The organism is Halobellus rufus, from assembly GCF_000739575.1.
GTDB classification, from domain to species: domain Archaea; phylum Halobacteriota; class Halobacteria; order Halobacteriales; family Haloferacaceae; genus Haloquadratum; species Haloquadratum rufum.
Genome location: NZ_BBJO01000009.1, coordinates 101,977 through 125,221, shown reverse-complemented (window position 1 = coordinate 125,221; position 23,245 = coordinate 101,977). Strand labels below are relative to the sequence as shown.

The following is a 23,245-nucleotide window of genomic DNA, read 5'->3' as shown; positions in this document are numbered from 1 at the left end:
CCTCGGGCGTGAGTGAAAGCGGTTGCGACACGGGGAGCCGGCAGGAGTGGGCGAATTCCGCCCGCGCTCACTCCGCCGACGTCGCCGCCCGCCCGGTGAGATCGGCGAGCGCCGGAACCACGCGGTCTGTCGTGAGCGAGTACGCGAAGTACAGCGCGACTGCGCCCATCAGGGCCGCCCAGAGCGCGAGCATCGGCTGTCCGTGCTGGGCGGTCACGATCGCGAACCGTTCGACGTACGCGCCGACGAGCGAGAGTCCGAGCGCGCCGATGCCGAACGCGGAGAGTTCGAGCAGCACAGGAACCAGTTCGAGTAGCGCCGTCGTCATAGCCCTCCGTACCGCAACGGGCGTTGTGGCCCTTTCGGTCCGGCGGTACCGATCGGCGGCAGCCGTCTCGGGAGTTGTCGAAATCGCAGATTCGCCCCGGTTTCGTCGTCGATTCCCCAAGCGAAATCCTGTAGTACGACGCCGGCGCGTCGACGCGTATGGCAGGACGGTACGGCGACGTCGACTACCCGACCCTGACGAAACGGAGCTTCCTCTTCGGAATCGGACTGTTCGCGCTCGGCGCGCTCGGCGAGTTCGCGATCGCGGCGACCGGGGCGGCAGTCCCCGCGTGGGAACACGCGCTGCTCGTCGACGCCGAGTGGATCGGCGTGGCGATCGCGCTGCTCTCGCCGTTCGTGTTCGGCGTGCTGTTGCCGCTGACGGAGTGAGAGCCAGTCGGTCTGGGGACCGGGAGTCGCCACGGCGCTCCGGAGACTTTAGGCCGCATCGTCGCGGAGGAGTCGGTATGAGCGATCTCTTCCCCGACTTCGAGGTCATCCCCGCCGTCGACATGCAGGACGGCGAGGTCGTCCAGCTCGTGCAGGGCGAACGCGGCACCGAGAAGCGCTACGGCGATCCCGTCGAGGCGGCCCGCCGCTGGGTCGACGCCGGCGCGGAGACGCTGCACCTCGTCGACCTCGACGGCGCGTTCGAGGGCGAGCGCGCGAACGCCGCCGCCGTCGAGGCCGTCGTCGATGCGGTCGGCGTCCCGGTGCAACTCGGCGGCGGGATCAGGACCGCAGCCGACGCCACCGACCTCCTCGACCGAGGCGTCGCGCGCGTGATCCTCGGGACCGCCGCCGTCGAGAACCCCGAGTTGGTCGCAGACGTTTCGGCGGAGTACCCGGGCCGCGTGATGGTGAGTCTCGACTCGAAAGACGGCGAGGTCCTCGTGTCGGGGTGGACCGAGGGAACCGGCCTCGACCCCGCCGAGGCCGCCGCGCGCTACGAGGAACTCGGCGCGGGATCGATCCTCTTCACCGACGTCGACGTCGAGGGAAAGCAGGCGGGCGTCCAGACCGAGGTGACGAAGCGGGTCGTCGACGCCGTCGACATCCCGGTCGTCGCCTCCGGCGGCGTCGCCTCGCTCGACGACGTCCGGGCGCTCAGAGACGCCGGCGCGGCGGCCGTCGTCGTCGGCACCGCGCTCTACGAGGGGTCGTTCACCCTCGCGGACGCGATGGGCGTCTGAAGTGGAGCCGCGAGACGATCGCGGCGCAGGCGATCGTTATCACCGCGAGGCCGAGCCCGGTCACGACAGCGGACTTGGAGAACAGTAACAGGCCTCCGAAACAGAGCGCGAACGCACACAGCGCGACCCCCTTGAGTCTCATCCTCTCCGGTACTCGTCGACGAGAGAGCATCAATCTCAGCAAGACGGGCGTCAGACGGGCGAACGGACGGACGCAGCGGCCCGTCAGTCGGAACGCTGTTCGCGGATCTTCTCGCGGCCGGGTTCGATGAGCCGGTTCAGGTACGTCGCGAGCGCGCCCTTCGCGTCCGCGGGGTGGAGTTCGCCGGACTCGAGGTCGGCCTCCAGATCCGCGTACGACTCGTAGTGGAGGTCGCCGCCGTACTGCTCGGGGCGGTCGACGACGACCTCGCCGAAGCGCGGGAAGACGTGGTACTCGAAGATCTGCAGCACGGGGTTCTCTCGGTCCTCGCCCTCGTCGGTCGGTTCGGGATCGGCCGTCGGGGGGCAGTAGGCCTTGTTGACCTTCTCCTCGATGTCGCTCTCCGTGTCCTCCATCGAGATCGACAGGCCCTCGCTGCTGGACATCTTGCCGACGCCGCTCGTCAGGTCCGCGATCAGCGGCGTGTGCAGGCAGGTCGGCGAGTCGGCGTCGATGCTCGGCAGCGTGTCGCGGGCGAGCATGTGAACCTTCCGCTGTTCCATCCCGCCGATCGCGAGGTCGACATCGAGGTAGACGATATCGAGCGCCTGCATCAGCGGGTAGACTGCCTGCGCGACCGTCGCGGTGTCGCCGCCGGCGATCTCCGCCATCGCCCGGGAGGCCCGCGAGAGCGACGTCTCCAGTTCGAGAGCGTGCAGGTCCAGCACGTACTCCTCGTCGAGTTGGAACTCCGAGCCCAGCACGAACTCCGTCTGGGACTCCTCGAGGCCGTAGGCGACGAACTGCTCCTGCATCCGCGTCGCCGTCTCTCGGATCTCCTCGAAGGTTCCCTTGCCGTTGAGGTAGGCGTGGACGTCCGCGAGGAGAACCACGACCTCGAAGCCGGCCTCCTGCAGTTCGATCAGCTTGTTCGCCGTCAGCATGTGACCGATGTGGAGGACGCCCGAGGGCTCGTAGCCGACGTACGCCCGCTTTCCGTCGGGATCTTCGGCTAGCGCGCGCACTTCGTCCTCTGTGACCACCTCGGAGACGTTCCGGGTGATCAGCTCGTAGGCGTCCATACTGAGAGCAAATCGCGACTCCGGCATATGACTTCTGGGATGACGTCGCCACGCCGCCCGGAGGCGGGGTCAACACGCAGTCGCAAAACCCCGCGCTATCGCCGAGATCGACGCATAGTGGAGAATCGAAAACGCAGTTACGAGGCGTTTAGGAGGTCTCTAAGCCGTTTATTCCGGGTGAATGGTTGTGGGTGGTTAAGTGACCGCAACGACACACGCGCCTATGGGCAAGAAGATGGATCAGACGCGACGGAGAGCCCTCCAAACAGTCGGTAGCGTCCTCGTCGCCGGGGTCGCTGGTTGTAGCTCGTCGGACTCGATGGAGGAGACGACCGACGCCGCGACCGAGACGCCGACGACGGAATCGACCGCGACGTCGACGGCGAACGCGACCGAGGAACCGACGTCGACCGACGGATCCGATGCCGACCAGTTCGTCAGGAACCCCGAGGAGGTCCACGCGACGCTGGTCGAGGAGACGTCGGTATCCTCGGAGGAAGTGCTGATCGGCTTCCGCCTCGAGGACTCCTCGCTGCCGTTCACGACCGAGGTGTATCACGCGCCCGAGGACGCCGAGGTTCAGGCGACGGAGACCTACGACACCCAAGACCTCGGTGCGGTCGACCTCCTCCCCGATCCACCGGAGGCGCTCGACACCGTCGACACCGACCGGGAGGACGTCCACTACGGGACGACCTCCATCGGCGAACCGCTGATGGTGACGCTCCTCGCTCGCCAGGACGACGAGGAGACCTTCGAGTGGAGTTCGTGGGACCGGTCCGGCTATCCTCACGACGGACACGAAGAGGAGGACACCGCGCTGGAGGTCGACTGTTACTGCGGCGGTGACGTCTACACCGCCCCCGAGGGCGGCACGTGGGCGCGGGTGATTCAGGTGACGCCGACGGAGCACGTCGAGCCCGGTACCACTATCGCCCTCAACTGGACGTCGAGCCGGGCGTAAACGGTCCTGTCCAGTACGACCACGGCTTCAGCGTTCGCTCCGTCGAGGGTGGTTTTTCGTGCGACCCCCAGTTCTGACCGCGACCGAACGGATCGATCGCCGGTCGCCGGAAGCGTTCACTGGAAAGGGTCATACGCGCGCGGTTCCAACCCCCGCTGATGGCTACGACCCGCTCGCCGTTCGTCGTCCTCGCTGGGTTGGTCGCGGTGGCGTTCCTCCCGCTGCTCGTGATGTGGATCGCCGTCACGGACCTCGGGACGTTCGCGTACTTCGCGGGCTTCGGGCTCTACTTCGTCGTCGCGCACCTCGCGCTCCCCGGTTGGGTCTACATCGACGCGACCGGCCGCGGCAGCGACTCCGCGACCGGGTGGACGGTGTTGGCGTTCCTCGTCCCGTTCGTCGGCTTCGTCGCATACTACTTCCTCGGACGGCCGGACGGGCCGTATCGGGCCGGTGCAGACGCGGGGCTGCGCTGACGAGCCAACACGCCGCTATCGGCTCTCGCTGCGCGTCTCCGCGCGGTGCTCGGAGATGATCTGATCGACCATCGACGCCTTCCGCTCCTTCTGTCGGTCCTCGGCGCGGCGCTCCCAGTCGTCGATCGCCGCCTCGACCTCCGACTCGCGGGCGACCGCGAGTTCGTCGATCTCTTGGATCGTGACGTCCGCGGCGGGCGCGACCGGGACGTCGTGCTCGAAGAGGATGTCGTCGGCAACCTCCGAGAGGTTCCCGCCCGAGCGCAGGACCACGCGCGGGTCGACGTCCGCCAGCAGCTCCGCGGTCGAGCGTCCCGCCCCGGAGGCGTCTCGCAGGTAGACGACGTCGCCGGCGGCCAGTCCGTACCGCTTCTCAGCGGTCTCGATGGCGTCGCGGGTGAACTGATCGACGACCTTGACGGGGACGAGGTCGCCGTCGGTGTCGACGTCCGCGAAGTTCGAGTGGTCGAGCTTCCAGAGGCGCTTGAGGCGTTCGAGCTTCTCGTCGAGCTCCTCGTTCTCCGTCTCGAGGTCCTCGACGCGGCGTTGGAGCCGCTCCTTGTCCCGTTCGAGCCGCTTGACCTCGCGGCGCTCTCTGGCCTCGCGACGTTCCTCGCGCTTGGCGTCGGAGAGTTCGGTCTCGTACTCCGAGATGGTCTCCTCGCGCTCGTCGATCGTCGCTTCCAAGTCGTCGATGTGCGACTCCAGCCGCTCGACGCGGGTGCGGAGCCGGCGGATCTCCTGCTCTTCCTCGCTCAGCTCTCGCTCCTCGTGCTGGGAGTCCTCGCTCGACTCCTCGGGCTCGTCGTCGTCGAGGTCGCGGAGGACGGCTTCGACGGACTCCTCGCCGGCGACGACGCGGGCGATCACCTCGCCGCGGTCGACATCCGGCGGGACCTTCTGTGAGATCCGCTCGAACTGGTCCTCGTGGTCGTCGAGCGCGAACAGCGCCGCCGCGAGCGCGTCGCGCTGGTGGTCGTTCTCGTAGGACGCCTCGCGCGTCCGGTGGAGCTTCTCGTCGATCGGGAGGTCCGAGTTCGGCGTCCACCCCGCGGCGTCGAAGCTCCGACGGAACTTCTCGACGGTCTCGGGCATCGGCGTCACGTCGGCGGCGACGACGATGGGACGGCCCCGCTCGATCAACCACTCGATCACGTCCGCGGAGTCGGCCGTCCGCGTCGAGTAGACGTCGAGGATCCGCCCGTCGAGCCCGACGACGGCGGCCGCGGTCGTCGTCCCGGGGTCGATGCCGACGACGACGTGATCGCGGCGCTTGACCAGCGGCTCGAACTCGATGCCGTCGTAGCGCTCGCGCTCGATCTCGACGCGGGTGTCGCCGGCGCGGCCCGCCGAGACGGGGATGTCCGTCGGCGGCGCTTCCACGGTGAAGACGGCGTTCGCATAGCCGCCGTACTTCTCGGTCACGTCGACCTCGAACGCCAGGTCGGCCTGTTCGAGTCGCTGTTTCACCTCGCGGGCGCGCCGCTTCACCGAGCCGTGGATCCGCCGCGTGTAGCGGTCCTGGCTCCACCCTCCCTTGCCGGTCGAGCGCCCGCGAGAGACTTTCACCGTCGTGGTGTCGGAGAACGCCGAGACCTCGTGGCCGACGTTCGCCGCCGCGAGGCGGGCCGCCGCTTCGGCCTCCTTCATCGGCTTCTTCCCGTAGGGGACGCCGTGTCTGGAGGCGACCCGCGAGAGCGGTTCGGGGCGCTCCGCGCCGGTCACCTGCACGAGTTTCGTCTCCGCCGGAAGCTCGCGTAGGAAGTGGACGAGGGCGTCCTTGTCGGCCGCCAACTCGTACATGTTGTCGGTCGCGAGCATCGCGGGTTCCTCGCGGTCGAGGAGCCGGCGGAGCTTGCGGTGGGAGACGACGTCGCGGTCGACGTTCTCGCCGTCGAAGGCGACGAGGGCGTAGGAGGGAGCGTCGCCCCGAACGTCCCCGCTCTGGATGTCCACGCCGAAAACGAGGGAGTCGAGGGCACTCGTCCGGTCGGTCACACCCGGGGTAGGTCGGCTGCGGATATATATGCCACGCCGGATCGAGCCGACCGGACAGCGGAGCGTCGCACGCGACCCGGCGAACGCGTGATCGAATCAGCGGGAAATTCCGGCGACTGCGAGCGGGTGCGGCGAGCAGCATTCGGAATTGTTATATATGTGAGACTGAACTTCAGACCAGTTCGATTCCTATGACTGGGTGCCCCGACGAGGGCCGATACCGAGCCTACTTCGACGAGTCGCCGGTCGCGGTGTTCGTCGCCGACGAGCGGGGGCGGTACGTCGACGTGAACCCGGCCGCGTGCGAACTGGTCGGCTACGAGCGGGCGGAACTGCTCTCGATGGCGATCCCGGACCTCGCCGCGGGCGACACCGAACCGGGGCGGGTCGAGTCCTTCGAGGCGCTCAGAGAACGCGGGGCGGTGCGGACCGAAGATACGCTGATCCACGCCGAGGGCCACGAGGTCGACGTCCTGATGGACGCCGTCGCCGTCGAGGGGGACCGGTTCGTCGCCTACTGTCAGGACATCACCGGGCGAAAGCGATACGAGAAGCAGGTGAAAGAGCAGCGCGACGGACTGAAGATGCTGAATCAACTGCTTCGGCACGACGTTCGGAACGACCTCCAGGTGATCAACGGGTACGTGGAACTGGCCCGAGAGCTGTGCGAAGGCTCGTCCCGTGCGTACCTCGACACGGCCCGACAGCACACCGAACACGCGATCGACCTCACGAACGTCGGCCGGGAGCTAGCGGAAGTCGTGCTGGCGGTCGAAGACCGACTCGGCGCGGTGGCGTTGGAGCCGGTCGTCGACAGGGAGATCGAAGACCTCCGCGCCGCACACCCCGATGCGACGGTGCTCCGCGAGTCGGTTCCGACCGCGTCGGTCGTCGCGGACGACCTGCTCGGATCGGTCCTGCGAAACCTCCTGCAGAACGCGATCCAGCACAACGACGGCGACGAACCGGAGGTGAGAGTCGTCGGCGAAGACCGGGATGACACGGTGGTGATTCGGGTCGCGGACGACGGTCCCGGGATCCCCGACGACCGGAAAGAGGCGATCTTTCGAAAGGGCGAACACGGCACCGGAAGCCGCGGGACCGGCCTCGGTCTGTATCTCGTCGAGACGCTGGTGGAGACCTACGGCGGGGACGTCTGGGTGGAAGACCGGGAGGCACGACCCGCGTCAGGCGGCTCCGCTCGCGACGGAGCGGTCTTCGCGGTCGAACTGCAGAAGGCGTGAGCGGGCAGCGTTCGCTCGGACCGACCGTCACTCGTCGTCGGGGTACGGGACCTCGACCGTGCGGCCGTCGTCGGGGACGAACGCCTCCCCGCCCTCGAAGACCTCGCGCGCCTCGCGCTCGATGGGGCTCGCGTCGGCGGCGTACCGCGAGGAGATGTGCGTGAGTGCGAGCCGCTTCGCCCCGGCTCGATTCGCGATTTCGGCGGCCTCACGGCCCGTCGAGTGGCCCGTCTGTCGGGCGCGGTCAGCCCACTCTTCGGCGAACGTGGCGTCGTGAATCAGGAGCTCCGGGTCGTCGGCGACGGCGACGGTCGCGTCGACTGGGCGGGTGTCGCCGGTGTAGACGAACCGCCGGCCGGGGCGGGGGTCGCCCACGACCTGCTCGGGCTCGACGACGGTGCCGTCCTCGAGTTCGACGCGCTCGCCGTCGTGGAGGCGGCCGAACTTCGGGCCGACCGGCACGCCGAGCGACTCGGCCTTCTCGCGGTCGAACCGGCCGCGCCGGTCGTCCTCGACGAGCGCGTACCCGACCGAACTGACGTTCCTGTGGGCCGTCTCGAACGTCCGAACCTCGTAGTCGTCGGCGTCGAGCGCGACGTTTCCCGGGCGGGTCTCGCGGACGGTGATGCGGAAGCCGGGGCGGTAGCCGCCGGCCCCCACGAGCCGTTTGAGGTGTCGCTTCGATCCGGGCGGGCCGTAGACCGCCAGCGGCTCCTCGCGATCGTTGAAGTCCATCGTCTGGACGAGGCCGGGGAGCCCGAGGACGTGGTCGCCGTGGAGGTGCGTGACGAAGAGGTGCGAGATCCCGAAGCCGGTTCCGAAGCGCATCATCTGCCGCTGGGTGCCCTCGCCGCAGTCGAAGAGCAGGCCCTCGCCCTCCCGTTCGAGGAAGAACGCACTCGGTCCTCGCTGGGTCGTCGGGACGGCTCCGCCGGTCCCGAGGAACGTCACGCGCATCGACATACTTCTCCTGAGGAGCGATGCGGTAAACCCGTGTCGGATCGTCGGCCCCCGACGGCCACGGAGGTTTTTGTACGAACGCGGCGCACGGTGGCGTATGGTCCGAGGCGAGCGCGACGGCGACCGGCGCGAGTGGGAGGCGGGGTTCTCCGACTCCGACGACCCCGTCGTCGGCGCGACGGCGCTTCTGGTGCTCGGCGCGGGTCTCGGTTCGCTGTTCGGCGTTCCGGTCCTCGAAGCGGTCGACTTCTGGGTCGTCTTCGTCATCGGATACGCGGTCGTCGTGCCGCTGGTGTCGCTCCTCCGCGGCGAGTCGACGGACGGCTCCGACCCGCGTTCGGATCGACCGGACGCGGCCGGGGAGCGACGGCGGTCGGAATCGGGTTCCGAGGGCGTCGACGTCGCGCTCGAACGCCTCCGAGAGCGCTACGCCCGCGGCGATCTCTCCGAGGAGCAGTTCGAGCGGAAGCTGGAGGCGCTCTTGGCGACCGACACGCCGGAGAACGCGCGCGAACGGGTCGAGCGGAGTCGTCAGCGGGTCGACGACGCTGGCGACGCGGGCGAATCAGACGTCGGTCCCGGCGACCGCGACGCGGGGGTCGAGCGCGCGGGAGGCGAGCGCTCGCGGTAGCCCGCCGCAGAGGGAGAGTTTCTTACCCTCCCGCCGACTAGCCGACGGCAATGGACGCGCCCCTGTGGACCGAGACGCACGCGCCGTCGCTCGCGGAGCTGCCGCAAGCGGAGGTCCGAGAGCGGCTCTCGCGGACCGTCGACGAACCGATGAACCTCGTCGTGCAGGGGCCCGCGGGCGTCGGCAAGACGGCCGCCGTGCGCGCGCTGGCCCGCGAGGCGCACGACGATCCCGACTCGGACCTGATCGAGATCAACGTCGCCGACTTCTTCGATCGGAGCAAGAAGGAGATCCGCGAGGACCCGCGGTTCTCGCGGTTCCTGCAGGGACAGACGGAGTTCTCGAAGCAGTACCGCCGGGGCGGGAAGGGGAACAAGTACAAGCGCGAGTGGTCCAAGCGGGATATGATCTCGCACGTGATGCAGGAGCTGTCGTCGTATCAGCCCGCCTCCGGGGCGTACAAGACCGTCCTGCTCGACAACGCCGAGACGATCCGCGAGGACTTCCAGCAGGCGCTCCGCCGGGTGATGGAGCAGTACCACCGCAACACGCAGTTCGTGATCACGACGCGGCAGCCCTCGAAGCTCATCCCGCCGATCCGCTCGCGGTGTTTCCCCGTTCCGGTGCGCGCGCCGACGACCGACGAGATCGAGGCGGTGCTCGGCGACGTCGCCGACGCCGAGGGCGTCGACGTCGAGCCGATGGCGCTGAACCTCGTCGCCTCGAAGGCCGACGGCGACCTCCGCTACGCCGTCCTCGCGGCCCAACACGCCGCCGTCGAGGGCGACGGCGAGATCACGGTCGAGTCGGCGCAGGCGGCCCTCTCGGAGGCGGGCCACGACGACGACCTGAAGTCCGTGCTCGACGCCGCCGCGGCCGGCGAGATCCGCGACGCCAGAAAGCGGTTGACGACGCTGCTCGACGACGAGGGGTTCGGCGGTCAGGAACTGCTCACGGAACTGCTGCGCGTCGCCGACACGTACCCCGAGGAGTTCGGCGGACCGAACCTGATCCGCCTCCACCGACTCGCCGGGAGCGTCGATCTCGATCTCGCGGAGGGGAGCGACGGCCGACTGCACCTGACGCACCTTCTCGCCGCGTGGGCGGGCGGACAGTCGGAACTCGACGGCGAGGCGTTCGCCTGAGATGCGCTTCGCTCCCGGCGTTCGGCGGTTCGCTGTCCCGGCGTTCGCGGCCGCAGCAGTCCTCTCCGTGCTCGCCCCGCCGCTGGCCGTCCTCGCGCTCGCGGTCGGCGCGTTCGTCGTCTGGTTCTTCCGCGACCCCGAGCGGCGACCGTCCGGGCCGGGAGTCGTCTCCCCCGCGGACGGCCGCGTCTCCGTGGTCCGCGAGGAGGGCGATCAGTTCCGCGTGGGCGTGTTCATGAACGTCACCGACGTCCACGTGAACCGCGCGCCGCTCGACGGGCGCGTCGAGCGCGTCACTCACCGGCCGGGCAAGCACCTCCCGGCGTTCTCGAAGGAGTCCGAGCGCAACGAGCGCGTCGACGTCGACGTCGCCACCGACGACGGCCCGGCGGAGCTCTCCTTCATCGCCGGCGCGTTCGCCAGGCGCATCCACCCCTACGTCGACGCCGGCGACGACCTCGCGCGCGCCCAGCGGACCGGCCACATCGACTTCGGATCGCGGGCGGACGTGCTGCTGCCGCCGGCGTACGACCGCGAGGACCTGCTGGTCGAGGTGGGCGATACGGTCCGCGCCGGCGAGTCGATCATCGCGGCGAAAGCGCGCTAGCGCACCCGTTCCGGTGGCGATCGGGCACCCGGGTTTTTGTTTCGGGCCGGCGTCAGTCCGAACCAGAGTCGCCCGATGGAGTCTACAGCGCTGCAGTCGATCCGCGCGTCGGCGTTCCTGTATCCGCTCGGTGTCTGGGTCGTGATGGCCGTCCTCGCGGTCGCGAACGGGATCTTCCGAGAACTGGTCCTCATCCCGCGGACCGGCGAGTACCCCGGACACGTCGTCAGTACCCTGCTGCTCGTCGCGGCGATCCTCGCCGTCTCGGGGCTGTACTTCGCGAACGCGCCGGTCGACTACGGCCGGGGGGAACTGCTCCTCGTCGGCGTCGGCTGGACGCTTCTCACCGTGGGGTTCGAGTTCCTCGTCGGCCACGTCGAGGGAACACCGGTGAGCGAGACGGTGGGACAGTACGACGTGTTCGCGGGGCAGGTGTGGATTCTGGTCCCGCTGACGCTGCTTCTCGCGCCGCTGTTGTTCGGGTGGCTGCTCCAGAACTGACGTGCGAGCGGGTCGACGCAAGGAGACGAAGGCGCAGAGAAGCGTCGGTCCGCGACTACGCCCGGTCCAACACGTGGACGTGCCGAATCAGCGATCGGTGGACGCGGCGCTCGAAGCGCGCCGAGACCGTCCAGCCCGCGTCTCTGGCCGCCGCCTCCCACGAGCGGTCGGCGACGAGCACGCACGACTGTGCGACCCGCGCGGCCTCCGCGAGCGCGCCGCCGACGAGGTCGGCCAGTTCGTGGCCGGCGATCTTCGACTGGCGGCCGTACGGCGCGTCGAACACCACCGCGTCGACGGCGTCGTCGGCGACGGGCAGGCCGGTCGCGTCGCCGCGGACGACGTCCCAGCGGTCCCGCGGGAGGTAGTGTTCGAGGTTCTCGGCCGCGCCGCGGGCCATCTTCGACTGCGCGTCGGAACCGACGGCGCGCGCGCCGATCAGCCCGGCCTCGATCAGCAGGCCGCCGGTGCCGCACATCGGGTCGAGGACGGTCGCGTCCGGCAGCGACCGGCCGGCCGCGAGGTTGACGTACGCGCGGGCGTCCATCGGGGCCATACTCCCCGGCTGGAAGAACGGGCGGTCCGTCGGCGCGCGGGAACCGAACGCCGCGTCGCGCTCGGCGACGACCCAGCCGAGCAGGCAGGCCTCGTCGGCGAAGCAGACCCGGAGTTCGTGGTCGGGGTCGTCGAGGTCGACGTCGAACCCGCGGTCGACGAGCACGCCGCCGAGTTCGCGCTCCGCTTCCGACGTGCTCACGTCGGCCGTGCCGCGGACGTTGCGGGCGCGGACGGCGACGCTGCCCGCGCGCTCGAACGACGCCGCGGTGAGAACCGCCGCGGCGTCCGCGACCGTCGCCTCGCTGCGACCGACGAGTTCGGAGGCGCGCCGGGTGTACGCCAGCGTCGGGACGCGGTCGACGCGGACGCCGCGGGCGGTCGCGAGCCCCGGGGCGACGCGCTCGACCGCCGAGGCGGCCGCCCGCTCGGCTTCCAGGGCGGCGAACGCCTCGTCGTCGGCCTCGCCCGCGAGTTCGAGGAAGTACACGGCCGAAGGTGGGCGGGACCGCAAATCAGCGTGTCGAATCCTCGGAGACCGTCGGCGTCTCCTCGATCGGCCGGCGACCGGTCCCGCATCAGCGAGCGACCACCCCACCAACCTTTATAAACCTTAAATACATCGTTTAAGTCGTTATTATGAGCGACCCCAAGGACACGATCAACATCGAGAACGTCGTCGCCTCCACCGGGATCGGTCAGGAGCTCGATCTCCAGAGCGTGGCGATGGACCTGGAGGGGGCGGACTACGACCCCGAGCAGTTCCCCGGCCTCGTCTACCGAACGCAGGAGCCGAAGTCCGCCGCGCTGATCTTCCGCTCGGGGAAGATCGTCTGCACCGGCGCGAAGTCGACCGACGACGTCCACGAGAGCCTCCACATCGTCTTCGAGAAGCTCCGCGAACTCGAGATCCCCGTCGACGACGACCCCGAGATCACGGTCCAGAACATCGTCACCTCCGCGGACCTGGGACGCAACCTCAATCTCAACGCCATCGCCATCGGGCTCGGCCTCGAGAACATCGAGTACGAACCCGAGCAGTTCCCCGGCCTCGTCTACCGGCTCGACGAGCCCGCCGTCGTCGCGCTGCTCTTCGGCTCCGGGAAGCTCGTCATCACCGGCGGGAAGGAACCCGACGACGCCCGCGAGGCGGTCGACGTCATCGTGTCCCGACTGAGCGACCTCGGCCTGCTCGACGGCTGAGGGGGTCCTTGCTGATTCACTGATGGTACTCGCACTGCAGTCCGGCGACGTGACGCCGCTGGCGATCGCCGGGACGTTCGCCGTCTTCGCGCTCTTTCTCTCCGTCACCGCGCACATCGCCGCGCGCAACGTCCTCGGGGACGTTCCGGTCCGGAACGGCTTTCTCGTCGGGCCGGTCCCGGCGGCGGTGAGCATCGTCGTCTCCACGTTCGCCGAGCGCGACGCGCTGCTTTTCGGCGGTCTGCTCCTCGCGCTCGTCCTCGACGGCGCGGCGATCGCGTACGTCTACGGCGAGTCGCGGAAGCTCTCGGCGTACATCACGTTCATCCACTTCGTCGTCAGCGTCATCCTCGGGACGATCCTCTTCGGGATCTGGGCGCTGGCGATGAGCGCGCCCGCCTGAGGAATCGATCAGATCCGTTCGGCTACTCGACGAGCCGCTCGATCTCGGTGACCAAGATCCCGGACGCGCCGACGGCTTTCAGGTCGTTGACGACCTCGAAGACGTCGCGCTCGTCGACGACGACGTGGACCGCGACGTGGTCGTCGCCGGCGACGTCCATCACCGTCGGGCCGCCGAGGCCGGGGATGACCTCGCGGATGTCGTCGAGCTTCGCTCGGGGAGCGTTCATCATCACGTAACGCTTGTCCTCGGCCGCGATGACTGACTCGAAGGCGGTCACGACCTGGTCGACCTTCGGGTCGTCGGCGTAGTCGGGGTGGGCGTACAGCCGGACCGACGACTCCAGCACGTCGTCGACGACCGCGAGGCGGTTCATCCGCAGCGTCGTCCCCGTCGAAGTGATGTCGACGATGGCGTCGGCCATCTCGACGTGCGGCGTGAGTTCGGTCGCGCCCGTCACCTCGACGACCTCCGCGTCGATCCCTTTCTCCCGGAGATACTGACGGGTGATCCGCGGGAACTCGGTCGCGACGCTGCCGCCCGCGACGTCCGCCGGTTCGTCGATCTCGCCGTCCTCCGGGGCGGCGAGGACGAGTCGGCAGCGACCGAACTCCAGATCGACGAGTTCGACGAGGTCGCGTCCGGACTCGACGACCTGATCGCGACCGGTGATCCCGACCGCGGCGGCCCCGTCCCAGACGTACTCGGGGATGTCGGCCGCGCGGGCGAAGAGGACGCTCACGTCGGGGTCGACGGTGTCGGCGTACAGTTTCCGGTCCGCGGCGCTCTCGATGTGGAGCCCGGCCCGTTCGAGGAGGTCGACGCTCGGCTCGTGCAGGCGGCCCTTGTTGGGGACGGCGATGCGCATACTCCGAAATCACGCGCCCGCGACGTACCACTTTCGCTCGCAGACAGGGATCCCCCGCGAACGACGACGCCCGAGGACGGGTGGACGACGGCGACCACGTAACCGGCACGGGCGGGGTTGAAAGGGGCCGTCGTCGCGGGGAAGGCGGGCGACGCAAGCACGCGACCGGAGGGAGCGCGCGCAGCGAGCCCCCCGACCCGCGACGGCGGGGGCTTTCGAGGTCTTCGTGGTATCGCCTCGGAGCCCACTTTTCACCACCTATTCCGAGAAAAGAGGCACAACGATCATAGGCGCGGGCGTCGATTCGCCGGTATGACCGACCACAGCGACGGAGACGCGCGAGCCGACGGCGGGGAGCGGGCCGCCGCCGTCTCCCGGGAGACCGCCGAGACGACGATCGACGTGACGCTGACGATCGACGGCGACGGCGACAGCGCCGTAGAGACCGGGATCGGCTTCTTCGATCACATGCTCGACGCGTTCGCCAAGCACGGGATGTTCGATCTGTCCGTCACGTGCGACGGGGACCTGGAGATCGACGACCACCACACCGTCGAGGACGTCGCGATCGTGTTGGGCGAGGCGTTCACGGAGGCGCTGGGCGAGAAGCGCGGCATCGTCCGCTACGCCGACCGGAAGGTCCCGCTCGACGAGGCCGTCGCGGGGGTCGTCGTCGACGTCAGCGGACGGCCGCACTTCGAGTTCGACGGCGAGTTCTCCCAAGAGCGGATCGGGGACTTCACGAGCGATATGGCCAGACACTTCGCGTACTCGCTCGCGATGAACGCCGGGTTGACGCTGCACGCGGAGGTCGAGGGCGTCAACGCCCACCACGAGGTCGAGGCGCTGTTCAAAGCCCTCGCGCGGAGCCTCGACGACGCCACGCGCGTCGATCCGCGGCGGAGCGACACGCCGAGCACGAAAGGGAAACTGTAGCGCGCTCTCGGAAAACCCAGCAGGTTCAGGACTTTCGCAGCGTGCCGTCCTCGTCGGTGAGCACGCCGCGCTCGACCGCGTGGTCGAGAATCCGGTGGACGTGCGCGTCTTCGAGTTGATACGCCCCGGCGGCGAGTTCGACGACGGCGCTGCGCTCGACGGGGAACTCGCGGTTCCCGAGCAGGCGCATCACGGTGCGGAAGTCCTCGGGCTCCTCGCCGACTCCCCCGCGGTCTGCGGCGGCCGCGTCGACCGATTCCGGTTCCGGTTCGCTCGGGCTGGGCGGCCCATCGCGCTCGACGTGATCCTCTCGGGGGTCAGGGGCCCGCGTCTGCTCCGCCTCCGCAGGATCTTCGGCCTCGTCGACCTCGTCCTCGAAGCCGTCGTACTCGGCGATGTCCGTGTACCCGTCCGGCGCACCGAACCGGTTCGGCGGTGTGGCCCGGCTCGGCGAGTCGGACGGCGACGGGGGTTCCGAGTCGGTCGACGAGCCGGCGGCACGCGCGGTCTCGCCGTCGGCCTCGACCGGGGATGTACCATCTTCCGTCGAAGCCGTCGACGGCTCCGAATCGCCCGACTCCCGTCTCACGGCCTCCCTCCGTTCTGCGCTTCCGGTCGGTTCAGCGGTCGGCGCGGGGTCGCTCGTGGACGACGAGGATTCGTTCGCGGTCGCCGCGGGGCCGCCCGCCGTCGCCGCGGACTCGCCGTCTCGGTCGACGCCGGGCCTGGAGAGAAGCGGGTCGACGACGGTTTCGAGCGTTTCGAGGCAGTTCTCACAGAGGACGACCCGCCGCTGTTCGGCCTCCGTCGGCGACAGTTCCTGCGGGACGGCCTCGTAGACGCCCGCCGCGTCGCCGCCGCAGAAATCGCAGTTCCGGAGTTGGCGCATCGGCATACACGTGTCTCCGCGACCGATCGGATAAAACTATTCGACCGGCGCGGTCTCGACCGGGCCGCCCCGCTCGGTCCACTCGGTCAGGCTCCCCTCGTAGAAGCCCACGTTCTCGTACCCGAGCGAGCGCAGGACCACGTAGGTGTGGCTGATCCGGCGGGCGGTGTTGCAGTAGAGGATCACGCGCTTGTCGGGCGCGACGCCGACGTCCGCGAGCGCTTCGGTCAGTTCGGGCTCGGACTTCAGCCCGCGCGTCTCGTCGTCGACGAGTTCGCGCCAGTCGAGGTTGACCGCGCCGGGCAGGTGCCCCTCGGCGTACTCCTCGGGGTCCCGCGTGTCGACGATGACGGTCTCGTCGTCGTCGAGCGCGTCGGTGACGGTCCCGTAGTCGACGAGCGGCGAGCGTTCGGGGTCGCGGACCGCGTAGTCGGTGGGCGTCGGCTCCGCCGACTCGCTCGTCGTCTCGTGAGCCCGGTTCCACGCGCTGAAGTCGCCGTCGAGGAGGTGGAGCCGATCGGGCGGGTGGCCGTACAGCTCCGCCGTGACGAGAAAGCGCGCCGCGAAGACGCCGTGGGTGTCGTCGTAGGCGACGACGTCGTCGTCGGGACCGACGCCCGCCGCCGAGAGCAGCGACTCCCACGTCTCCGCCCCGGGCAGCATCCCCTCGTCGCCCGCCTCGCTGCGGAACTCCTCGAACGGGACGTTCGCCGCGCCCGGGACGTGCCCGATGCCGTCGAACTCCCACGCGTCGCGGACGTCGATCACCCGCACCTCGTCGAGCCGGTCGGCCAGCCACTCGGCCGAGACGACGACGTTCTCGTACATACGCGACCCTACTGTCGGCCGGTCCTTCAACGTGCGCGATGGGGTCCGCATTCGCCCGGTGTCAGAGAAAAAAGAAAATGTTGCCGCTAGTTTCGTCCACGCCGTCCGGGATGGCCGCCGTGGTCGCAGTGTGGCGCTCCCGGATACTGTCACGTCCGTTTAATGCGGCATAATTTTCCGCATAGCTGGAGGGCGGGCAGTACACGCCGTAGCTGTGAGGATTATAGGGGTCGAGTGTGTAGAGGGGAGTGCAATGACAAACGACGGTTACGCGAAAGACGTGCTCGTATCGCCCGAGTGGGTGGAGGAGAACCTCGACGAGTTCCAGAGCGACGACCCCGCGCATCGACTGGTCGAAGTCGACGTCGACACCGAAGCGTACGACGAGAGCCACGCGCCCGGCGCGATCGGCTTCAACTGGGAGAGCCAACTGCAGGACCAGACGAACCGCGACATCCTCGACAAGGACGACTTCGAGGACCTGCTCGGCAGCCACGGCATCTCCGAGGACTCGACGGTGGTCCTGTACGGCGACAACTCCAACTGGTTCGCCGCCTACACCTACTGGCAGTTCAAGTACTACGGCCACGAGGACGTCCGCCTGCTGAACGGCGGTCGCGACTACTGGCTCGAGAACGACTACCCGACGACCGACGAGGTGCCGGACTTCTCCGCGGTCGAGTACAGCGCGCGCGGCCCGTTCGAGTCGATCCGCGCCTACCGCGACGACGTCGACCACGCCGTCGACGAGGGGCTTCCGCTCGTCGACGTCCGCTCGCCCGAGGAGTTCCGCGGCGACATCCTCGCCCCGCCGGGACTGCAGGAGACGGCCCAGCGCGGCGGCCACATCCCCGGCGCGCAGAACATCTCGTGGGCGGCGACCGTCAACGACGACGGGACGTTCAAGTCCGCCGAGGAGCTGAAGCAACTCTACGCCGAGAAGGGCATCGACGGCTCGGAGACGACCGTCGCCTACTGCCGCATCGGCGAGCGCTCCTCGATCGCGTGGTTCGCGCTCCACGAGCTGCTCGGCTACGACGAGGTCGTCAACTACGACGGCTCCTGGACGGAGTGGGGCAACCTCGTCGGCGCGCCGATCGAGACGGGCGACGCGGAGTAACCGTCGGATCTCGCCGTCGAATCGATCGAACGGCACGAACGCTGATTTTCTGCGAGCGGTACGCCGCGAGCGCGGCGCTCACCGTACGGACGAACCGCATCACGCCAGCACGGCGCTCGCGATCGCCGGCGTGAGGAACGCCTCGATGAACGCCGCGAGGACGAACAGCGAAGCGAGCCCGAGGAGGACGCGATACGCCCGACGGATCGCGGCCGCGAGGTCGTCGGCGTCGCGGTTCCCGCGGAACACGCCGAGCGCGACGCCCCCGAGCCAGAACCCGAGTCCGCCGCCGACGACGATCGCTGGGATCTCGACGACCCCGTGCGGCGCGATCAGCGCGAGGACGGCGATCGGCTCGAAGACGCCCGCTATCGCCCCGACGAGCAGGCCGTTGAACGCCAGTCCGACCGCCGCCGGAACGCCGACCGCGAGCCCGCTGTAGGCGAGGTCGACGGCGACCAGCCAGTTGTTCACCGCGAGGTTGAGGAACGTCCCCACCGGGAACGCCCCGAAGACGTTCGCGACGTCGCCGCCGATCGGCAGCGAGACGCCGAGCGACGCCGTCGCGCGCCAGCCGACGAGTCCGCCGGCCGTGATGACGGCGAGCGCACCGAGGTTCGCGAGCGGGCTGGTTCGGAGGAATCCGCCGACGGCGCGGAGCCCGCCGACGAACGCGACCCGGAGCCGCTCGTCGACCGGCGCGAGGTCGGGGTCGGGATCCAGTTCGACTTCCGCGTACAGCGACGTCTTGAACCCGTCGAGAAGCGGCGAGAAGAGGACGGTGCCGAAGAGCGCGGTCACCCGCGTCGCGCCGATCGCCGAGGCCGCGCTGCCGATCCCGCCGGAGGCCAGCAGCGCGCCGAACGCGACGGCGACGTAGATCAGGGCCGCGACGGGGCGCTCGAAGGGGAAGCGAACGCTCCGCCGAACGCCTTCGAGCGCACCGACGTCGTCGACGACGACGGCCTGCTCGGCGAACGCGAAGAGGACGAAGACGGCCGCGAGGAGCAGTCCGCCCACGAACAACCCGAAGAGGATGCCCAGGACGCCGAGCCCCAGGGTCGCCCACGCGGGCTCCGTCCCGGCGGCCGACGCGGAGCCGAACGCGGCGGTGAGATAGCCGCCGATCGCAGTCAGCGCGGCGAGGATCGGGACCGCGACCGCCGCGAGCGCGGCCAGAAGGAGGAGGCGGACACCGAGGATCGACCGCCAGTGCCGGCCCGCGCCGTCGACGCCCGCGCGGACGCCGTCGTCGCCGCGGAGGAGACCGTACAGCCCGCTGACGGTGATTGCGCTGCCGACCGCCGAGGCGAGGAGCGCGAGCAGGAGCGACAGGAGGCCGCCGACGGCGACGAGCGCGACCGTCTCCGCCGTCACGAGCCCGGCGAAGGCGTCGCCGAGTTCGGGCGCGAACCGCTCGACGGTGGCCGGGTCGACCTCCCCGCCGCCGGGCTCCAGCGGCGCGCCGGACTCGCTCAGTCGGCGGAGGACGTCGACGAGCGGGTCGAGCCGACCCGCGGCCCCCAGATACCAGAGGGCGAGTAGCCCGGCGACGAGCATCGGGACGCGCGCGATGCCGTACAGGCCGGTCACGAGCAGATACAGCGGCAGCACCGACGACGATCGCTCGAAGAGCAACCGCCCGCCGGTCCGGAGGGCGATGGAGGGCTTCACACCCGCGAAATCTGGGGCGACGACCATAGAACTTCGGGAGCGCCGCCCGCGCGGGTCGATGTGTCACCGGCCCCGCACGCTGTCGATGCCTACAAGCGCCGGGCGGCCGAAGGCGAGGTATGAACGGCAGCGACCTCGCGGCGGACGTACAGGACGACCACGAGACGGCGTTCTCCCGGCTCGGGTCCTCGAAGGCGATGTACGCCGTCACCGGCGGCGAGATGGACGGGGACAGCGTCCGCGCGGCGGCCGCGACCGACGCGCTGGCGCTCGCAGACGTGCTCGACTCGTGGGGCGACGGCGGTGACGCATCGGCGACCGACCTCTTCGCGGACCTCGCGGCAGACGCCCGCGAGCGGGCCGCAGACGTCGCCGACGACCCCGAGATCGAGGAGGAACCGAAACTCTACGGCGTCCTCGCGGAATTCGAGACCGTGCCCGCACGGCTCGGCGGCCTGCTCGGTCGCTACCTCGTCGCGCTCGAATACGCCGGACAGATGGTCGGCTTCTTCGTCGGCGACGCGGACCCGATGGCCGCCGACGACTTCCGCGGTCTCCGCTCGGATCTCGAAGCCGAGCGCGACCGCGTGATCGACGCCCTCGACGCGAACTGCGCGAGCGACGACGACTGGGAGGCCGCCCGCGAGGCGGCCGACGCGGTCGTCGAGGCCGCCTACGACGACTACGTCGAGACGCTCGAATCGATGGGGATCAAGCCGAAGAACGTCTGTTGAGTGGAGGCCGACCGTCGCGGCCGCGTCGAGCAAGTCTCGCGGCCGGTGCTGCAGTGGAAACCGAGGGGGATGAGAACGATTTCCACCCGAAATAGAGGGGTTCAGGCGCTGAGGCGGCTGACAAGCAGGCGACGTGTGGCTGCCGTGCGTCAGACGCCCTCGACGCCCTCGCGGAACTCCGAGACCTTCGCGCGGGCGTCGACGACCGCCTCGTGGGCCGCGCCGTCGGTCTCGTCGGCCAGTTCGGCGAGGACGTTCATGTGTCGCGCGAGCCGGCCGTGATCCGGCGTTCGGTCGCTCGCCGCCAGCGTCGCGAGCGCGTCGGACTGGTCGTAGATGCGTTTCTGGACGTCGCCGCTGGCGGCCTCCGAGGCGTCGCGGAGTCGCTGACTGGCGGCTTCGAGGAGTTCGTGTGACATACGCGCACGTACAGTCCTCCGAGTGAAAACAGTTCCCACAGCGACCGACCGCCTCAAGTGCGTGTGCTCCCAAGCGGACGTCGATGAGCGACACCTCCGGATCGGGCCCGCTCTCGCCGGACAGGCCGTCCGCCGAGCGGGCGTTCCGCGTCGACGCCCCGTTCGACCCCGCGGGCGACCAACCCGACGCCATCGAACAGCTGGTCGCGGGCTACGAGTCGGGGATGGAGAAGCAGACACTCTTGGGCGTGACGGGGTCGGGCAAGACCAACACCGTTTCGTGGACCGTCGAGGAGCTCCAGCAGCCGACGTTGGTCCTCGCGCACAACAAGACCCTCGCCGCGCAGCTGTACGAGGAGTTCCGGAACCTGTTCCCGGACAACGCGGTGGAGTACTTCGTCTCCTACTACGACTACTACCAGCCGGAGGCGTACGTCGAGCAGACCGACACCTACATCGACAAGGACATGTCGATCAACGAGGAGATCGACCGGCTTCGACACTCGGCGACGCGGTCGCTCCTCACCCGCGAGGACGTCATCGTCGTCGCCAGCGTCTCTGCGATCTACGGGCTCGGCGACCCGAAGAACTACACGGACATGGCGCTCCGGATCGAGCGCGACGACCGGCTCGACCGCGACGAACTGCTCGCGCGGCTGGTCGACCTGAACTACGAGCGCAACGACGTCGACTTCCAGCAGGGGACCTTCCGAGTCCGCGGCGACACCGTCGAGGTGTACCCGATGTACGGCCGCTACGCGGTCCGCGTGGAGTTCTGGGGCGACGAGATCGACCGCCTCACCAAACTGGACCCCCTCACCGGCGAGGTCGTCTCCGAGGAGCCGGCGGTGCTCGTCCACCCCGCCGAGCACTACTCGATCCCCGAAGAGCAGTTAGAGGAGGCGATCGCGGAGATCGAGGAACTGAAAGAAGAGCGGGTGAAGTACTTCGAGCGGCAGGGCGACCTCGTCGCCGCCCAGCGCATCGAAGAGCGCACGACGTTCGACATCGAGATGCTCAGGGAGACCGGCTACTGCTCGGGCATCGAGAACTATTCAGTCCATATGTCCGACCGCGAGTCCGGCGAGGCCCCCTACACGCTGCTCGATTACTTCCCCGACGACTTCCTCACCGTCGTCGACGAGTCCCACCAGACGTTGCCACAGATCCGCGGACAGTTCGCCGGCGACAAATCGAGGAAGGACTCGCTGGTCGAGAACGGCTTCCGGCTCCCGACGGCCTACGACAACCGCCCGCTGACGTTCGAGGAGTTCGAGGAGAAGACCGACCGCACGCTCTACGTGTCGGCGACGCCGGGCGACTACGAGCGCGAGGAGTCCGAGCAGATCGTCGAGCAGATCGTTCGCCCCACTCACCTCGTGGACCCGGCGATCGAGGTCGCCGACGCGACCGGGCAGGTCGACGACCTGATGGACCGCATCGACGAGCGGATCGACCGCGAGGAGCGCGTGCTCGTCACGACCCTGACGAAACGGATGGCCGAGGACCTCACGGAGTACCTCGACGAGGCCGGCGTCGACGTCGCGTACATGCACGACGAGACCGACACGCTGGAGCGACACGAACTGATCCGCGACCTCAGGTTAGGCAACATCGACGTGCTCGTCGGCATCAACCTCCTCCGGGAGGGCCTCGACATCCCCGAGGTCTCGCTCGTCGCCATCCTCGACGCCGATCAGGAGGGCTTCCTCCGCTCGGAGACGACGCTCGTGCAGACGATGGGGCGGGCGGCGCGGAACGTCGAGGGCGAGGTCGTCCTCTACGCCGACGAGACCACCGACTCGATGGCCGCCGCGATCGAGGAGACGCGTCGTCGCCGCCGGATCCAGCAGGAGTACAACGAGGAGCACGGCTTCGAGCCGAGGACGATCGAGAAGGCGGTCGGCGAGACGAACCTCCCCGGCAGCGGCGAGCGCTCGACCCGGTCGGCCAGCGAGGAGCCGAGCGACGAGGCGGAGGCCCGCGAGCAGATCGCGTACCTGGAAGACCGGATGCAGGAGGCCGCCGACAACCTCGAATTCGAACTCGCGGCCGACGTCCGCGATCGGATCCGCTCGCTCAGACAGGAGTTCGGGATCGAGGATGGCGACGTCGACGAAGCGCGCGAGGAGGGCGTCGATCCCGGCGTCGATCCGCTCGACGACGAAGCGACGCGACAGTAGCGACCCGAACGGAGGGACGGATACGGTGTCGCGGGGTCGGTCGCGTGCGACAACCACACCCACGGAACGTTCGAACCTCAAAATTTATTTCTCGGAGGTCGCTATCCGGCGGCTACGATGTTCGATGACGACGTGGTCGACCGGATGACCGATCGAACCTCCC

25 protein-coding genes are annotated in these 23,245 nt (G+C 69.1%); 15 read left to right on the top strand and 10 right to left on the bottom strand.

What is annotated here, in order from left to right; translation table 11 throughout:
* Window positions 1-67: 67 nt before the first annotated feature.
* Window positions 68-328 carry a hypothetical protein gene (locus ACP99_RS05275; RefSeq protein WP_049985587.1) on the bottom strand — a complete coding sequence of 87 codons (261 nt, stop codon included), beginning with the start codon at window positions 326-328 and terminating at the stop codon, window positions 68-70.
* 158 nt (window positions 329-486) lie between these two features.
* On the opposite strand from ACP99_RS05275, the gene ACP99_RS05270 reads away from it, so the two are divergent.
* Together ACP99_RS05270 and hisA are read left to right on the top strand one after the other, a co-directional pair.
* Window positions 487-717, top strand: a complete 231-nt coding sequence (locus tag ACP99_RS05270) for a DUF7860 family protein (RefSeq protein WP_049985586.1) — start codon at window positions 487-489, stop codon at window positions 715-717.
* A gap of 77 nt (window positions 718-794) precedes the next feature.
* Window positions 795-1,520 (top strand): 1-(5-phosphoribosyl)-5-[(5-phosphoribosylamino)methylideneamino]imidazole-4-carboxamide isomerase, encoded by a 726-nt coding sequence (hisA, locus tag ACP99_RS05265; protein ID WP_049985585.1) that lies wholly within the window; start codon window positions 795-797, stop codon window positions 1,518-1,520.
* Window positions 1,521-1,745: 225 nt separating this feature from the next.
* On the opposite strand, the gene ACP99_RS05260 is transcribed toward hisA, so the two are convergent.
* Window positions 1,746-2,744 (bottom strand): tyrosine--tRNA ligase, encoded by a 999-nt coding sequence (locus ACP99_RS05260; protein WP_049985584.1) that lies wholly within the window; start codon window positions 2,742-2,744, stop codon window positions 1,746-1,748.
* A gap of 223 nt (window positions 2,745-2,967) precedes the next feature.
* Between ACP99_RS05260 and ACP99_RS05255 the strand changes: the two genes are divergently transcribed.
* Both ACP99_RS05255 and ACP99_RS05250 read left to right on the top strand, forming a co-directional pair.
* Window positions 2,968-3,708 (top strand): hypothetical protein, encoded by a 741-nt coding sequence (locus tag ACP99_RS05255; protein ID WP_049985583.1) that lies wholly within the window; start codon window positions 2,968-2,970, stop codon window positions 3,706-3,708.
* 158 nt (window positions 3,709-3,866) lie between these two features.
* Window positions 3,867-4,184 (top strand): PLDc N-terminal domain-containing protein, encoded by a 318-nt coding sequence (locus ACP99_RS05250; protein WP_049985582.1) that lies wholly within the window; start codon window positions 3,867-3,869, stop codon window positions 4,182-4,184.
* A gap of 15 nt (window positions 4,185-4,199) precedes the next feature.
* Here ACP99_RS05250 and ACP99_RS05245 read toward each other — a convergent pair whose 3' ends face one another.
* On the bottom strand, window positions 4,200-6,182 hold the full coding sequence (locus ACP99_RS05245; protein ID WP_049985581.1) for a DUF460 domain-containing protein: 1,983 nt from the start codon (window positions 6,180-6,182) through the stop codon (window positions 4,200-4,202).
* Window positions 6,183-6,373: 191 nt separating this feature from the next.
* Here ACP99_RS05245 and ACP99_RS05240 point away from each other — a divergent pair, with 191 nt between their 5' ends.
* The gene (locus ACP99_RS05240) at window positions 6,374-7,426 is read left to right on the top strand and encodes an ATP-binding protein (RefSeq protein WP_049985580.1); all 1,053 of its coding nucleotides are present in this window, start codon (window positions 6,374-6,376) and stop codon (window positions 7,424-7,426) included.
* Window positions 7,427-7,453: 27 nt separating this feature from the next.
* Here the strand turns inward: ACP99_RS05240 and rnz are convergent, their stop codons facing one another.
* Entirely contained in the window at window positions 7,454-8,389 is a 936-nt protein-coding gene (rnz, locus tag ACP99_RS05235) for a ribonuclease Z (protein WP_049985579.1), read from the bottom strand.
* Between the two features lie 94 nt (window positions 8,390-8,483).
* Between rnz and ACP99_RS05230 the strand changes: the two genes are divergently transcribed.
* The 4 genes from ACP99_RS05230 (at window position 8,484) to ACP99_RS05215 (ending at window position 11,270) form a co-directional block, all read left to right on the top strand.
* Window positions 8,484-9,017, top strand: a complete 534-nt coding sequence (locus ACP99_RS05230) for an SHOCT domain-containing protein (RefSeq protein ID WP_049985578.1) — start codon at window positions 8,484-8,486, stop codon at window positions 9,015-9,017.
* Window positions 9,018-9,067: 50 nt separating this feature from the next.
* The gene (locus tag ACP99_RS05225) at window positions 9,068-10,162 is read left to right on the top strand and encodes an AAA family ATPase (RefSeq protein ID WP_049985577.1); all 1,095 of its coding nucleotides are present in this window, start codon (window positions 9,068-9,070) and stop codon (window positions 10,160-10,162) included.
* Window position 10,163: 1 nt separating this feature from the next.
* The gene (locus ACP99_RS05220) at window positions 10,164-10,769 is read left to right on the top strand and encodes a protein sorting system archaetidylserine decarboxylase (protein ID WP_049985576.1); all 606 of its coding nucleotides are present in this window, start codon (window positions 10,164-10,166) and stop codon (window positions 10,767-10,769) included.
* A 75-nt stretch (window positions 10,770-10,844) separates the two neighbouring features.
* Window positions 10,845-11,270: a hypothetical protein gene (locus ACP99_RS05215; protein ID WP_049985575.1), complete on the top strand. Its 426-nt coding sequence runs from the start codon at window positions 10,845-10,847 to the stop codon at window positions 11,268-11,270.
* Window positions 11,271-11,325: 55 nt separating this feature from the next.
* Here the strand turns inward: ACP99_RS05215 and ACP99_RS05210 are convergent, their stop codons facing one another.
* On the bottom strand, window positions 11,326-12,315 hold the full coding sequence (locus ACP99_RS05210; RefSeq protein ID WP_049985574.1) for a methyltransferase domain-containing protein: 990 nt from the start codon (window positions 12,313-12,315) through the stop codon (window positions 11,326-11,328).
* 149 nt (window positions 12,316-12,464) lie between these two features.
* Here ACP99_RS05210 and ACP99_RS05205 point away from each other — a divergent pair, with 149 nt between their 5' ends.
* Window positions 12,465-13,028 carry a TATA-box-binding protein gene (locus ACP99_RS05205; protein WP_049985573.1) on the top strand — a complete coding sequence of 188 codons (564 nt, stop codon included), beginning with the start codon at window positions 12,465-12,467 and terminating at the stop codon, window positions 13,026-13,028.
* A gap of 22 nt (window positions 13,029-13,050) precedes the next feature.
* Window positions 13,051-13,431, top strand: a complete 381-nt coding sequence (locus tag ACP99_RS05200) for a DUF7473 family protein (protein WP_049985572.1) — start codon at window positions 13,051-13,053, stop codon at window positions 13,429-13,431.
* A 22-nt stretch (window positions 13,432-13,453) separates the two neighbouring features.
* Here the strand turns inward: ACP99_RS05200 and hisG are convergent, their stop codons facing one another.
* Window positions 13,454-14,299 carry an ATP phosphoribosyltransferase gene (gene hisG, locus ACP99_RS05195; protein WP_049985571.1) on the bottom strand — a complete coding sequence of 282 codons (846 nt, stop codon included), beginning with the start codon at window positions 14,297-14,299 and terminating at the stop codon, window positions 13,454-13,456.
* Between the two features lie 312 nt (window positions 14,300-14,611).
* Here hisG and hisB point away from each other — a divergent pair, with 312 nt between their 5' ends.
* Window positions 14,612-15,235 (top strand): imidazoleglycerol-phosphate dehydratase HisB, encoded by a 624-nt coding sequence (hisB, locus tag ACP99_RS05190; protein ID WP_049985570.1) that lies wholly within the window; start codon window positions 14,612-14,614, stop codon window positions 15,233-15,235.
* 25 nt (window positions 15,236-15,260) lie between these two features.
* Here hisB and ACP99_RS05185 read toward each other — a convergent pair whose 3' ends face one another.
* Together ACP99_RS05185 and ACP99_RS05180 are read right to left on the bottom strand one after the other, a co-directional pair.
* Window positions 15,261-16,130, bottom strand: a complete 870-nt coding sequence (locus ACP99_RS05185) for a hypothetical protein (protein ID WP_049985569.1) — start codon at window positions 16,128-16,130, stop codon at window positions 15,261-15,263.
* A gap of 30 nt (window positions 16,131-16,160) precedes the next feature.
* Complete coding sequence (locus ACP99_RS05180) at window positions 16,161-16,952, bottom strand: sulfurtransferase (RefSeq protein ID WP_049985568.1); 792 nt, start codon at window positions 16,950-16,952, stop codon at window positions 16,161-16,163.
* A 253-nt stretch (window positions 16,953-17,205) separates the two neighbouring features.
* On the opposite strand from ACP99_RS05180, the gene ACP99_RS05175 reads away from it, so the two are divergent.
* The gene (locus ACP99_RS05175; RefSeq protein WP_049985567.1) at window positions 17,206-18,072 is read left to right on the top strand and encodes a sulfurtransferase; all 867 of its coding nucleotides are present in this window, start codon (window positions 17,206-17,208) and stop codon (window positions 18,070-18,072) included.
* Between the two features lie 99 nt (window positions 18,073-18,171).
* Here the strand turns inward: ACP99_RS05175 and ACP99_RS05170 are convergent, their stop codons facing one another.
* Window positions 18,172-19,746, bottom strand: coding sequence for a stage II sporulation protein M (locus ACP99_RS05170; RefSeq protein ID WP_231554217.1), 1,575 nt, complete (start codon window positions 19,744-19,746; stop codon window positions 18,172-18,174).
* A 119-nt stretch (window positions 19,747-19,865) separates the two neighbouring features.
* Between ACP99_RS05170 and ACP99_RS05165 the strand changes: the two genes are divergently transcribed.
* Window positions 19,866-20,480, top strand: coding sequence for a hypothetical protein (locus tag ACP99_RS05165; RefSeq protein WP_049985566.1), 615 nt, complete (start codon window positions 19,866-19,868; stop codon window positions 20,478-20,480).
* 149 nt (window positions 20,481-20,629) lie between these two features.
* Here ACP99_RS05165 and ACP99_RS05160 read toward each other — a convergent pair whose 3' ends face one another.
* Window positions 20,630-20,899 (bottom strand): DUF7553 family protein, encoded by a 270-nt coding sequence (locus tag ACP99_RS05160; protein WP_049985565.1) that lies wholly within the window; start codon window positions 20,897-20,899, stop codon window positions 20,630-20,632.
* Window positions 20,900-20,982: 83 nt separating this feature from the next.
* Here ACP99_RS05160 and uvrB point away from each other — a divergent pair, with 83 nt between their 5' ends.
* Window positions 20,983-23,082, top strand: a complete 2,100-nt coding sequence (uvrB, locus tag ACP99_RS05155) for an excinuclease ABC subunit UvrB (RefSeq protein WP_049985564.1) — start codon at window positions 20,983-20,985, stop codon at window positions 23,080-23,082.
* The last annotated feature ends 163 nt before the right edge of the window (window positions 23,083-23,245 follow it).